Origin of the sequence: Caminibacter pacificus (genome assembly GCF_003752135.1) — a bacterium.
GTDB classification, from domain to species: Bacteria; Campylobacterota; Campylobacteria; order Campylobacterales; family Nautiliaceae; genus Caminibacter; species Caminibacter pacificus.
The window spans coordinates 29,902-41,563 of sequence record NZ_RJVK01000002.1; the positions used below are offsets into that span (position 1 = coordinate 29,902).

At 31.5% G+C, this 11,662-nt stretch carries 17 protein-coding genes; 3 read left to right on the plus strand and 14 right to left on the minus strand.

Annotated elements, in window-relative coordinates; genetic code table 11:
- Nucleotide 1 precedes the first annotated feature (1 nt).
- Nucleotides 2–448, plus strand: a complete 447-nt coding sequence (locus EDC58_RS03820; RefSeq protein ID WP_123352190.1) for an NUDIX domain-containing protein — start codon at nucleotides 2–4, stop codon at nucleotides 446–448.
- Nucleotides 449–456: 8 nt separating this feature from the next.
- Here EDC58_RS03820 and EDC58_RS03825 read toward each other — a convergent pair whose 3' ends face one another.
- From EDC58_RS03825 to EDC58_RS10070, 13 genes are all read right to left on the minus strand, one after another.
- Entirely contained in the window at nucleotides 457–1,089 is a 633-nt protein-coding gene (locus tag EDC58_RS03825) for a ferritin-like domain-containing protein (RefSeq protein WP_123352191.1), read from the minus strand.
- A gap of 160 nt (nucleotides 1,090–1,249) precedes the next feature.
- A complete protein-coding gene (locus EDC58_RS03830; protein ID WP_123352192.1) occupies nucleotides 1,250–2,029 on the minus strand; it encodes a DUF4405 domain-containing protein in 780 nt (259 codons plus the stop codon).
- On the minus strand, nucleotides 2,026–2,937 hold the full coding sequence (locus EDC58_RS03835) for a DUF2202 domain-containing protein (protein ID WP_123352193.1): 912 nt from the start codon (nucleotides 2,935–2,937) through the stop codon (nucleotides 2,026–2,028). Before EDC58_RS03835 ends, EDC58_RS03830 begins: the two co-directional genes overlap by 4 nt.
- Nucleotides 2,938–3,009: 72 nt before the next feature.
- Entirely contained in the window at nucleotides 3,010–4,125 is a 1,116-nt protein-coding gene (locus EDC58_RS03840) for a sensor histidine kinase (RefSeq protein ID WP_123352194.1), read from the minus strand.
- Nucleotides 4,115–4,765 carry a response regulator transcription factor gene (locus EDC58_RS03845; protein ID WP_123352195.1) on the minus strand — a complete coding sequence of 217 codons (651 nt, stop codon included), beginning with the start codon at nucleotides 4,763–4,765 and terminating at the stop codon, nucleotides 4,115–4,117. The genes EDC58_RS03840 and EDC58_RS03845 overlap by 11 nt, the downstream gene beginning before the upstream one ends.
- Before the next feature lie 50 nt (nucleotides 4,766–4,815).
- The gene (locus EDC58_RS03850) at nucleotides 4,816–5,169 is read right to left on the minus strand and encodes a gamma-glutamylcyclotransferase family protein (RefSeq protein ID WP_123352196.1); all 354 of its coding nucleotides are present in this window, start codon (nucleotides 5,167–5,169) and stop codon (nucleotides 4,816–4,818) included.
- Complete coding sequence (locus EDC58_RS03855; protein ID WP_123352197.1) at nucleotides 5,166–5,564, minus strand: hypothetical protein; 399 nt, start codon at nucleotides 5,562–5,564, stop codon at nucleotides 5,166–5,168. Before EDC58_RS03855 ends, EDC58_RS03850 begins: the two co-directional genes overlap by 4 nt.
- A 33-nt stretch (nucleotides 5,565–5,597) precedes the next feature.
- The gene (locus EDC58_RS03860; protein ID WP_123352198.1) at nucleotides 5,598–6,392 is read right to left on the minus strand and encodes an SIR2 family NAD-dependent protein deacylase; all 795 of its coding nucleotides are present in this window, start codon (nucleotides 6,390–6,392) and stop codon (nucleotides 5,598–5,600) included.
- On the minus strand, nucleotides 6,385–6,585 hold the full coding sequence (locus tag EDC58_RS03865) for a hypothetical protein (protein WP_123352199.1): 201 nt from the start codon (nucleotides 6,583–6,585) through the stop codon (nucleotides 6,385–6,387). Before EDC58_RS03865 ends, EDC58_RS03860 begins: the two co-directional genes overlap by 8 nt.
- A 115-nt stretch (nucleotides 6,586–6,700) precedes the next feature.
- Nucleotides 6,701–7,657, minus strand: coding sequence for a GTP 3',8-cyclase MoaA (moaA, locus tag EDC58_RS03870; RefSeq protein ID WP_123352200.1), 957 nt, complete (start codon nucleotides 7,655–7,657; stop codon nucleotides 6,701–6,703).
- A gap of 47 nt (nucleotides 7,658–7,704) precedes the next feature.
- Nucleotides 7,705–7,998, minus strand: a complete 294-nt coding sequence (locus EDC58_RS03875; protein WP_123352201.1) for a hypothetical protein — start codon at nucleotides 7,996–7,998, stop codon at nucleotides 7,705–7,707.
- 15 nt (nucleotides 7,999–8,013) lie between these two features.
- Nucleotides 8,014–8,676, minus strand: a complete 663-nt coding sequence (locus tag EDC58_RS03880; RefSeq protein WP_170151111.1) for a DUF2380 domain-containing protein — start codon at nucleotides 8,674–8,676, stop codon at nucleotides 8,014–8,016.
- A 10-nt stretch (nucleotides 8,677–8,686) separates the two neighbouring features.
- Nucleotides 8,687–8,857: a hypothetical protein gene (locus EDC58_RS10070; protein WP_170151112.1), complete on the minus strand. Its 171-nt coding sequence runs from the start codon at nucleotides 8,855–8,857 to the stop codon at nucleotides 8,687–8,689.
- Nucleotides 8,858–8,982: 125 nt separating this feature from the next.
- Here EDC58_RS10070 and EDC58_RS03885 point away from each other — a divergent pair, with 125 nt between their 5' ends.
- Together EDC58_RS03885 and EDC58_RS03890 are read left to right on the plus strand one after the other, a co-directional pair.
- On the plus strand, nucleotides 8,983–10,587 hold the full coding sequence (locus EDC58_RS03885; RefSeq protein ID WP_136779786.1) for a sensor histidine kinase: 1,605 nt from the start codon (nucleotides 8,983–8,985) through the stop codon (nucleotides 10,585–10,587).
- Nucleotides 10,568–11,155, plus strand: coding sequence for a response regulator transcription factor (locus EDC58_RS03890; RefSeq protein ID WP_123352204.1), 588 nt, complete (start codon nucleotides 10,568–10,570; stop codon nucleotides 11,153–11,155). The genes EDC58_RS03885 and EDC58_RS03890 overlap by 20 nt, the downstream gene beginning before the upstream one ends.
- Here the strand turns inward: EDC58_RS03890 and msrA are convergent.
- Nucleotides 11,152–11,661, minus strand: a complete 510-nt coding sequence (gene msrA / locus EDC58_RS03895) for a peptide-methionine (S)-S-oxide reductase MsrA (RefSeq protein WP_123352205.1) — start codon at nucleotides 11,659–11,661, stop codon at nucleotides 11,152–11,154. The genes EDC58_RS03890 and msrA overlap by 4 nt on opposite strands.
- Nucleotide 11,662: the final 1 nt, after the last annotated feature.

Genomic DNA, 11,662 nt, shown 5'->3' on the forward strand with positions numbered 1-11,662 from the left:
AATGAAACTTTGCGATGAAGCCAAAAAATTAAATATTCCGGATTGGGTAAGACCGACTCCTTTTTTAACGGTTGACGGAATTATAAAAATCTTTAATCCCGATTTTAAAGGAATAGTACTTATAAAAAGAAAAAATCCTCCTCTCGGATATGCACTGCCGGGAGGTTTTGTAGATTACGGCGAAAAAGTTGAAGAAGCTCTTATTCGTGAAATGAAAGAAGAGACGAATTTGGATGTTATGATTGAAAAAATTTTAGGTGCATATTCAGACCCCAACCGCGACCCGAGAATGCATACCGCAAGTATCGTTTTCGTTTGTCACGCTTTTGATTATCCGAAAGCCGGAGATGACGCTAAAGAAACGTTTGTCGTTAAACTCGAAGATATTCCGTGGGATGAACTGGTATTTGACCACAAAAAGATTTTAGAAGATTTTATAAAAAACTAAAAGAGGAATTATCTCATTCCTCCTCCGGCTCCAGCGAACCAATACCAATTTCTGTATTCTCTACCGATTCCTCTTTTGAACGGATAATTTTTACACCACTCTTTACTCATCAATTCACACGCTGTTTTACCGGTTAAGTTTTTCAATGACCAATTAAAAGCATTATAATGATTATAGCTTCCCGCTCTTAAAAATTTAAAAAGAGCTATAACATCAGGAGAAGTTGCCGTTTTTAGGTATTTGTCCAAATCATCAACATCAGTCACCTCTACCATAATTCCGGCTTTTAAAGCATCTACCGGAGATTTTTTACCAAGAGCTATTAATTGATTATAAAGTTTTTGCAAATGAGGATTTGTAAATTTCCCTATTACATCTCCTCTTACAGGAAGAGGAAGATTATAATGTTTCATAACATTCGCAACACTTGTTTCATGCACTATTTCGGCATTATATATTCGATTAAATACGCTTAAATTCGGATACATTTTGCCTAGAGTATAATATACGTCTTTTGCGAGTTTTTCTTCTTCATACATATAACTCAAAGCTTGTTTTTCATTATTCGTAATCGTTACTTTTTTACTAAACGCAAACAATGATGTAATTACAAATAACATAGAAAGTAAAATTTTTTTCATTTTTATCCTTTAATTAAAATTTTAAGTGCCGGTAAAAAAACCAGCGTAAAAAACATAAGCAACATAAAACCGTAAGTGAATCTTTTATCAGCACTCATTTTCCCCTCCTTATTTGACATATGTTTATAAAATTATACAAAACTTTCTAACATATGTCAAACTATTGAGAGGCTATCTCAGCTATATCTATAGGAGTTAAATTGTTTTTAAAAGCAATCTCCCTTAAAGTCATCTTTTTATCAGCTTTTATTCCTCTTTCTTTGAGATTATATATAGCTTTATTTATATCAATATGATATTTCTTACAAAATTCCTCCAAACTCATTCTTCCCATACCGCTTCCCGGCATAAATTTCGGTTTTATAGTTGGTTCTTTTTTCAAGTTTTTAATCATTTGATAAATTTCAACGGGAGTTTTATTGTTTTTTTGCGCTATCTCTTTTAATGTTTCATCAAGCTCAGCACTAATTCCGTTCTTTTTTAATGTTTTTAAAGCTTCCGTTTCATTTATTCCCAATTTTTTACAAAAATCGTTTAAGGTTAAAAGCTCACCGTGAGCTATGGGAATCTGATATTTGTTTTGTGGCCATAAAGATTTTACATATTCTTCAAAATCGCTAACGGCTTTAAACGGTTGTAAATTATTTACCGTTCCGAAAATAATAAAAACAACAATCGCCAAAGAAAACAGTGATTCTTTGGCAATTAAATATTTTTTTAAAACCTTCCAATTTACAACGATATGCCAAATAGCTACTATCACCATTAAAATACCGAAAATAACGTGCAAATTATCCCATGCGTCTTTTCCAAGACCCAAAAACGTCCAACCCGTAAAATAAGCAACCCTTCCGTGAGGCATAATATATAAAACAATTCCGCTAAAAATAATCATTACGGTTGAATAAAACAAAAACAGATCTATCCATTTTCGTTTCATTTCGCACACCTTTTACTTCTTGAAATATACTCAAATCCGCTTGTTTTATCTTCTAATTTACAAACAATAAAACTATACATTCCCTGATATCCTTCAATCTCGACTATATCTCCAGCTCTAACGGCAACCTCAGGTAATATCCATGTAGGAGCTATAGCGACTCTTATTGTTTTATTTTTAGTTTCAACATCCATCATCCACCAAGTAACGCCTTTTCTAAGTCCCGGTAATTGATAAACTTTTACTACTTTTCCATAAATTTCACTAAGCGCGTTATTAAACCCGAACGCTTTTCCTTTTGAAGACAAAATATTATCGAAATAAGATTTTGAGATATATTTAGGCGTATAATCGCTACCGTAACTTCTAAGGAGTCTTACAAATGCCCTCATATGATTTTCACTACCGTGTCTTAAAGCCGAATATACGAATTTTATATCTTTATTATCCGTATCTCTTATTGCTCTATTCAAATCGTAAATATCCAAATCCTCAATCAATGCTCCGACTTTCAAAGCGGCAACCGGACTTTTTTCACCCATTGCAACGAGTTTATAATAGAGATTTTGTAATTTTCTATTTTCAAAAACTCCCACTTTATCTCCGATTTTTTCAACAGGATCGGGAAGATTGTATTTGTTTAACAAAAGTTTAATCATATGCATATGCCAGCTTTCACTTTTTGAGATATTTTTAAATACCGGCAAATGCCATTTACTATAGAGCGTAATATAAACGTCTCTTGCAAGTTTTTCTTCTTCTCTCATATGCATCAAGTCTTTTATTTCCATACGTGAAAGAGCTTGTTTAGGCATAGAAATTACATATTTTTCAATCGGTTTTTGTTGATAGTTGCTTGCAAAAAGAGTTGTCATAGCAACTAAAGACATTGCAATTAATCTTTTCATTTTTCCCTCCTTAAAACTTTTAATTGTATTTTACACCTTGTAAATAAACACAAAATAAACAAAAATGAATAATTATTCAGATTTAAAATTAATGGAGACCTTTACGAAGTTTTCCTGATTTTTTATCTCGAAATCAAAACCGTATCTTTTGCAAATCTCTTTAACGATAAAAAGCCCAAGCCCGAATCCGCCTTCACTACTATTTTCTCTTACAAATTTTTTTGTTATCTCTTTTAAATTTTTTATTTCGCCTTCGTTTACTACGCTAAATACGCCATCTTTTAAATTAATAAATATTTCCTTATTCGGAGATGAATATTTAATTGCGTTTGATAAAATATTGTCAATTAACCTAGTTAAATCCTCTTTGTCGATTTCAATAATCTCATTATGAAGATTTTTTATGATTTTTATATTTTTATTTTCTATTTGAGTTTCAAACATTACAAGCCTATTTTGTATAAACTCGGCCAAATCCACCTTTACGATATCTCTTTTTTGCTGATGATGAAGTCGCACAAATGTAAGGTCTTTAAAAATCTTAGATAGTCTAAAAGCCGCGTTTTCGATTCTTTTTAATTCTTTTGAAGGGACGTTTTTCATCTTTAGAATTTCAATATTACTCAATATCACGCTTATAGGAGTATTCATTTCATGAGTCGTATCTCTTATGAAACTTTCAAGATTATTAATCACATCTCTCATCGGACGCAAAAAAATTTTTCCTAAAATAAAAGCGATAATACAGACAAACAAAAAGGCAAAAACGGCAAATACCAAAAGCTCTTTTTTTATATTTTCGACCTCTTTTTTTATACTTTTTTCAAAAATTATCTCAATTTTTCCCCATCGTTTAAATAAAATTTTTTTATAGTAAAGTTTATTATCTTTTACTAAAAAAGGCTCGTTTATATTTTTATTAAAATCTCCGTACATAAATTCTCCGTTTACGAAAACGGCGTATTTGGTATCGTCAATTTTAAAAGGAACTTGTCGGTCTATTAAAAGTTTGAATTTTTTATCTTTCAAAAAATTACTAAGCTCTTTTTGAATAGTCATAATATCGTTTTTGATAACGGAATGAAGTGCTAATTTATAATAAAACCACTCCCCTACCGCTATCAAAAACATAGTAGAAAGTATATAAACAAGCAAGAATCTCTTAAGTGATTTTTTTTCAGCCAACAAATCTATATCCTCTATCTTTTAATGTTTCGATACTATCTTTTCCTAAAATATTTCTCAAATCTTTAATAAACACTCTTAAAGAATTTTCATTTACCTCTTCGTCATAATCATAAATTGCATTAAAAATTTCATCTTTGCTAACAACCTGATTTTTATTTTTTATAAAAAATTTCAAAAGTTTTGCGTGTTTTGGCTTGAGATGTACCTCTTTTCCGTCTTTATACAAAGTCATATTTTTCAAATCGAATTCAAAATCTCTGATTTTAACTCGTTCGCTATCCCCATAAACTCTTTTGATAATAGCATCGATTCTAAGTTTTAATTCTTTCAAAGAAAAAGGTTTTCTTATATAGTCGTCTCCTCCGCTTAAAAAACCTTTTTCAACGTCTTTTTCACCGTCAAGAGAAGTTAGAAAAATTATAGGAACTTTGCTAAATTCTCTCACTCTTTTTGCCACTTCAAAACCGTTCATTTCAGGTAATTTTACATCCAATATTACAACATCAAAATCTTTTTCGTAAATTTTCTCAACCGCACTTTTACCGTCAAACGCACTATCACATTTAAAACCTTGAAGTTCTAAAAAATCTTTTATAGTATCATGCAAATCGTAATCGTCTTCTACGATTAAAATATTCATATTTTCCCTTTTTTACAAAGAATACCCGATAAAAATAAACAAAACTTAAACTAAAATTCTTTAATCAATTCTTTTTTTGTAAATTTAGGAGGCTTTCTTACGAAATACGTCCAAGCTTTTACGCTTTTACCGTTTATTTTAACACAAATTTTTTTGCGGTAGTAGTAATTGGGAGCTTCTTCTATTTTATCGAGAATTTTTAAGAGTTTCGGAGTGATTTTATAAACTTCGCCTTTTATTTTATATCCGCCTTTTTTTTCTATCAGATACGGATACCAGCCGCTTTTACTGACTATTAAAGGATAAGGCCTACAAGTTACACCCTCACCCAAAAACTTAGCGCTTTTCAAGTAAGAGTGCAATCTTTTGCCTCTTTTTAAACTTCCGTATACGAATACGATCATTTACATTTATAAAATACGATTAGTTGTTTAGGCACAACAATCAAAGCCGCATTATCGCTTGTAGTGTTTTTATCAGGCATAAAAATAAGCGCACCGCTTTTTGAAACGTATTGATTATAGTTTTTCCATTTTCCTCTGAATTTTAAAACTTCCGATTTTCCGTTTGCACTTAAACTCAAATCTTTACTATCTTGAAGTTTTGCTTTTACACTATAAATATCTCCAAGAGCTTTTTTAAGTGCCTCTTTTGTTTTATCGTTTGCAGGAATATTTCTCGTTTGATTACCTTCTTTAAAAGAAATACCTACAGTTTGACATTGATATGTTTTCCCAACTTGCATATTAAATGCAAATAATACTGCACCTGAAATAGTTGCTAATAGTAATTTTTTCATAAATCACCTTTCTTTTGAAATCGAAAAATTATATCATAAATATTGTGAAATCATTGTTAATGCCTCTTTGGCACCTTTCTTAATCTCGATATCGGCTCCGTCACTTTCTCGTGGATTTATCCTTATAAGTTTTGCTTGGTACATATCTTTTATTCTCTCACTCATATGCCTAACGGTCGGTACCGCTTTTCCGGCCCCTATTTCCACAATTACGAGTTTATCGTCGATTTTGCTTAACCAACGATTAAAATTCTCAAGCTGCCTATCCACTCGATTTTCAACAAATCTAAAATCTCCGAACATCAAAATATTCGGTCTTGCGATTTTACCGCACTCTTTACAATACGGAAAATTCAAAGCCTCGAATTTTTCCATATCTATTTCGATAATTTCGTTATTTTCCCATATTTCGTCACTACACGGCTCAGTGCATTGTAAATAGTGAATACTTCCGTGAATTTCCACTATTTTATTTTCACTAAAGCCGGCTTTTTGAAACTGCCCGTCGACGTTTGATGTGAATACGAATTTTTCATGAGGCATATTCAAAAGGATTTTAAACCCTTCATGAGGAGTCGTACTTCTGTATAAATTAAGCCTATGCCCGTAAAACGCCCAAGCAAGACGCGGATTGATATCAAACCACCTCGGATTTGCAAGTGCTTGAAAATTAAGACCCAATTTTTTAGCTATAGGATAAGCTCTCCAAAATCCCTCATCTCCTCTAAAATCGGGCAGCCCGCTATCCACTCCCATACCGGCACCTGCCGTTATGAGTAGATATTTCGCTTCTTTAATAGCTTTTGCCGCGGATTTTATCTCATTCATCAACTTCCCTTGCATAAAATACGTGAACTATATAAACATCATCGTCAATCTCAATTTTTACATCCAAAATATCGATATCTTGTGTCTCTTTTTCAAGAATTTTTTCTCTTATAAGCTCTTCGATTCCATCGATATCGATAGTCCTAAAACTCAACATTCCCCAATTTTCGTTTTTTCTGTATTTGATTTTCATCTTATCCCCTTGCCGCTTTTTTCATCCTCCGCTTATTTGTTTTTATACTACATTTCACAAACTCACCAAAATTCTCCATTGTCAATTCTTCATTATCCATTTTTCCATTAAAAAACTATCCCCCCGTTTCCCAAAACGCTCTGCTTGAAACTTCCTCTTCTTGCCAATCGTTCTTTTCAGGTTTGTTTTTTACCACCTCTCTTAAAATTTCGGCGGCTTTTTTAATATCACCTTTTCTTATCGCTTCTTTAATATTATAACTTTCCGTAAAGAAAAGACAAGGAATCAAATACCCCTCCGCCGTCAAACGAATCCTATTACAACTTTTACAGAAATCTTCACTATGAGGCTCTATTATTCCGAATACATATCCGTCTTCAAGCTCGAAATATTTACTCGCACTGTTGTCTTTAGGTAGCTCTTTAAAATTATATTTTTTAGAAATTTCTTTTAATATCTCATCCGAAGAAACTCTTTTTATTCCTGGGTACGCTCTCTCATTTTCCATAAACTCTATAAACCTGATAGTCATTCCGTGTTTTTTCGCCCACTCGAGCAAATCCAAAATTTCTCCGTCATTTATACCTTTCATCACAACGGTATTGAGTTTCACCAAAAGCCCCTCTTTTTTCGCCTCCAAAATCCCTTCAATTACTTTATTCAAGACATCTTTTTGTGCGATTTTCGCAGCGACTTCCGGTTTTAGACTATCAAGTGAGACGTTTACTCTTTTAAGCCCGGCTTTTTTGAGTTTTTTTGCATATTCTTTCAAATAATACCCGTTTGTAGTTAATGCCAAATCAAGCTCGGGCTTGTAATCATGAAGCATTTTTACAAATACATCCAAATCTTTTCTAAGAAGAGGCTCACCCCCTGTGAGGCGTATTTTTTTAACACCCTCATCTATCGCAAGACGCAAAAATTCAAACATCTCTTCATAGCTTAAAATATTTTCGTGAGGTTCCCATTCAAAAGGAGTATTCGGCATACAATAAAGACACCTGAAATTACATCTGCTTGTTACGGATACGCGGATATAATCTATTGTTCTGTTGAAAGAATCGATAAGCATAGGAAAATCCCTCTTTTTTTTAGAGAGATTATATCAGAAAATATTAATTAATAACATTGAAATACTGACTCAGTTTCTAAACACTCAAAACAAAAAAACACATATATCATACCTACATCGCCGAAAATATACTCTGCTTCTTCTGTCGGATAACCGTTATAATCGAATGAATCAATCTGTGAAACAAAAACCATCTTGTTTTTACATTTTGGACATATTGGAGTTTGATCATTTTGAATCCATTCAGGGTCACCACCAAATTTGGTTCTCTTACCTAAATTTTCAGGATAATTTAATTTTTGATAAGTAGTAAATTTAACTCCTAATTCTCTTAATTTCATTTTTCTCCTTTCGCATTAATTAATGGATTCTTCAATAGACTCAATAAATCCAAAAATGATTCCTATTGTACCTAAAAACCAAATCCATAAATCTGGATAAATATAACTTACATATGCAGCGATTGATATAAAAACTACAACTGTTATTAGTCCTATTCCTGCAGCTGTTTCAGAACTCACTCTTAAACCAAACATACTAGCAACAGCTGAACCCAACCATACTAAAAATACACTTATTTTACTATTTGCACCGAAAATCTTTAAAATTAAACTCCCGAGTCTTGCAAAGATACCAAAAAATCCACTCCCGATTAATTTTAATTCACCTACAGGTTGTTTAGTTCTATAATCGTATAATTTTATTAATCCTACAAATCCTCTTTTTCTTAGCATTTTTTCTACTTGATATAAAATTTCACTTTTTGTAGCATTAGGGTGTTGTCTTATCCATTCATACCATTCTCTATTCCATTGAGTTTTGTGTAATGCCAGATTCCCGGTTCTATGATCTTTCTTAGTAATTGCAATAGTATATTTATCAACATCTATACCTTTTTGTAAAAACCAATTTCTAAATTGCTGTGGAAAAATATGATGATATTCAGTACTAGAATCACTACAACCACTAAAAAATAAAATCACAATAAGACTGAAAAATATTAACAGTATTTTTTTCATTCTTTCTCCTTTAAATTTTTCTTCTAGTATCATCCTCCAGAAGCCCTACTCTGTAAAAAAAATCAATTAAAATCAGTGTAATTACAAAAAGCGCAATCCCCTCACTTACACTTTCATTTATAAATATATATACCGAAGTAACCCCCAAAAACATTACAAATGCAGTTATAACCTTTTCCATCCTTTCCCCCTTTTTTTAGTATTTCAAAAAAATTAAATACAAAAAACCTTTCAGTTCTCTTTCACTTTCGCTAAAATTACGAAAAAAGGGCAAAAATTAAGCGAGTTGTATTTTTGATCAGTCTTTTGATTTTTGTTTTTTTGTTATCTTTACTTTTTATCGGAACCGCATATATAAAAATTCAGAACAAATACATAAACTCCCAAAAAGAGCTAATTTTTTATAAAATTGAATATCTTTCAAACAATTTCCTACAAGAAATACTCAAAGAATACAACCTGAAAAAAAAAGAGATAATAAAAGCCCACAAATATCTACTATCACATTTAAAAAAAGAAGACATACAACAAATCAAAAAAAAACTTGGTCCTAATTTTCATATATTCGTTACCAACAAAAATTTCGTAATCACACACACGACATTTAAATACGACCAAAACTTCTCGCTAGCCTTTGTAAAAGACCTCTTAATGTCTCATAAAACCATTCATGTCTCACCACCTATATGTGAGCCGGCTACAACAAACTTTATTTCATTTAGTGACGTATATAAAAACGGGATAGTTACGCAAATAGGTTATATTTATAAAAATCCTAAAATAAACTATTTCAAAGAACAAATAAAAAAAATAAAACAGAACAATCCTTTCATAAAAGAAATCACCCTTTATTTCATACATCCCAAAACAAAATACGCCCAACAATGCAACATAATAACGCCTCTATATAGAAAATACACACTAAAAGAGATGAAAGAAGCAAGAAAAGAAGGTATGAAACTTTACAGGGCTCTTTTAAAGAAAAACCCTATAATTACAAAAAACGCAATGTATATATTAAGCTATAACCCGTTTGAAAAAGAAAGTTACGTTATCTTAAAAATAGATATTAATTATGCAGTTTTCAGTGAAAGAATAAAAAAAATGGCTGCCATTTTGATTTTTACTTTTATTATTATTTCACTTATAGGTACAGTAATAGTACTTTTGATAAACTCCACACTTAAAACCCTTGAGAGTTTTACACAGTCAATAAAAAATGAAACCGTTTTTAAAAATAATGTTGAGGATAAAAACTTAAAAGAAGTAATTACGGCATACAACAATACACTTAAAAAACTTCAAGAAGCTATAAAATCAAAAGATGATTTCATACATTTTGCCCTCCACGAATTGGCAACTCCTATTAGTATTTTAACTTTATATATGGATGATTATGATGAGCTCAAACCTGCCATTAAAAAATTATATTCATCATACAAAAATATGAGTTATTACATTGACAAAAACCATAAAAGAGTAAAAAAAATAAATTTAAAAGAGCTTGTTTCAAAACGAATTGAATATTTCAAAGACATAGCAAAAAGCGAAAATAAAAAAATAATAGCATCACTAGAGGATTTTTATATCTGTGCAAACGAAGAAGATATGGAAATATTAATAGACAACAACATAAAAAATGCCCTTAAATATTCTACATCCGAGGCAATACGTATAAATCTGAAAAAAAACGTTTTGAGTTTTGAAAACGGCGGCATAATTTCCGATAAAGAAAAAATCTTTAAAAAATTTTATAGAGAAGAAAACGTAAAGGGCGGTTTTGGTCTTGGGTTGTATATTATAAAAACAATCGCTGAAAAATACGAAATTAAAATCGATGTATTATCAGAAAATAAAACGGTAAAATTCATATATACTTTGAAGGAGAGCAATGAAAATTGCAGTAATTGAAGACGATATTTCTCTTAACCGACTTATAGTAAAAACCCTAAAAGACAACGGATATGACGCAAAGGCATTTTATGATGGGGAAAGTATATTAAAATCCAAAGAAAAATTCGACCTCTATCTTATAGATATAAACTTACCTAAAGTAGGAGGGCTAGACCTACTTGATTACCTTTCTCCGGCAGTAGTAATATCAGCCTACATCAAAGGCAGCATAATAGACACTGCTTTTAAAAAAGGTGCTATAGACTATATAAAAAAACCTTTTGTCAAAGAAGAACTTCTTCATAAACTTAACAAAATTTTTCCAAAAGAAATAAAAATAAAAAACTATACTCTAAAACCTTCCCAAAGAGTCCTAATTTCAAACAACACTTACTCAATCCTCACAAAAAATGAAGTAAATTTTTTAATGCTCTTCAAAAATAAAGACTTTGCCACTCTTGATGAGATAATAAACGCTACGGGAAAAGAAGGAAATTCGCTTTATATTTTTATTACTAGATTAAAGAAAAAAACGGGAATAGAATTTGAAAATATAAAGGGATACGGATACAAAATAAAAACTTAATTTCCGTATTTTTCCAAAAATTTCATAACTTTATGTGCTACGACATACGCACAATACGGCTGATTTGGATTTTTGGCGAAGTAGTTTTGATGATACTCCTCCGCTTCGTAAAACTTCTCAAGAGGTTTTACTTCCGTCACTACGTTAATGCCTTTATTTTTTAGCTCTTCTATTTTTTTAAGCGCTTTTTCTTTTTGCTCATCGTTTAGATACAAAATAATCGAGCGATACTGTGTACCCACGTCGTTGCCCTGTCTGTTTAATTGAGTCGGGTCGTGGATATCAAAGAAAATATCAAGAAGTTTATCGTAAGTAATTTCGTTTTCGTCGTAATCTATCATCACAACTTCCGCATGCCCGGTAACGCCAGTGCATACCTGCTCGTAAGTCGGATTCGGTCTTCTGCCTCCGGCATATCCGACTACAACGTCCTTAACTCCTCTCACTCTTCTAAAAACCGCGTCCAAACACCAAAAACACCCTCCCCCAAATACCGCTTTTGCCATT

Coding starts and splice junctions, on each gene's coding strand:
- EDC58_RS03865 (WP_123352199.1), bottom strand. CDS start 6,585: ATGAAAATCAAATACAGAAAAAACGAAAATTGGGGAATGTTGAGTTTT.
- EDC58_RS03850 (WP_123352196.1), bottom strand. CDS start 5,169: ATGATCGTATTCGTATACGGAAGTTTAAAAAGAGGCAAAAGATTGCAC.
- EDC58_RS03890 (WP_123352204.1), top strand. CDS start 10,568: ATGAAAATTGCAGTAATTGAAGACGATATTTCTCTTAACCGACTTATA.
- EDC58_RS10070 (WP_170151112.1), bottom strand. CDS start 8,857: ATGGAAAAGGTTATAACTGCATTTGTAATGTTTTTGGGGGTTACTTCG.
- moaA (WP_123352200.1), bottom strand. CDS start 7,657: ATGCTTATCGATTCTTTCAACAGAACAATAGATTATATCCGCGTATCC.
- EDC58_RS03845 (WP_123352195.1), bottom strand. CDS start 4,765: ATGAATATTTTAATCGTAGAAGACGATTACGATTTGCATGATACTATA.
- EDC58_RS03830 (WP_123352192.1), bottom strand. CDS start 2,029: ATGAAACGAAAATGGATAGATCTGTTTTTGTTTTATTCAACCGTAATG.
- EDC58_RS03880 (WP_170151111.1), bottom strand. CDS start 8,676: ATGAAAAAAATACTGTTAATATTTTTCAGTCTTATTGTGATTTTATTT.
- EDC58_RS03855 (WP_123352197.1), bottom strand. CDS start 5,564: ATGAAAAAATTACTATTAGCAACTATTTCAGGTGCAGTATTATTTGCA.
- EDC58_RS03825 (WP_123352191.1), bottom strand. CDS start 1,089: ATGAAAAAAATTTTACTTTCTATGTTATTTGTAATTACATCATTGTTT.
- EDC58_RS03875 (WP_123352201.1), bottom strand. CDS start 7,998: ATGAAATTAAGAGAATTAGGAGTTAAATTTACTACTTATCAAAAATTA.
- msrA (WP_123352205.1), bottom strand. CDS start 11,661: ATGGCAAAAGCGGTATTTGGGGGAGGGTGTTTTTGGTGTTTGGACGCG.
- EDC58_RS03835 (WP_123352193.1), bottom strand. CDS start 2,937: ATGAAAAGATTAATTGCAATGTCTTTAGTTGCTATGACAACTCTTTTT.
- EDC58_RS03860 (WP_123352198.1), bottom strand. CDS start 6,392: ATGAATGAGATAAAATCCGCGGCAAAAGCTATTAAAGAAGCGAAATAT.
- EDC58_RS03820 (WP_123352190.1), top strand. CDS start 2: ATGAAACTTTGCGATGAAGCCAAAAAATTAAATATTCCGGATTGGGTA.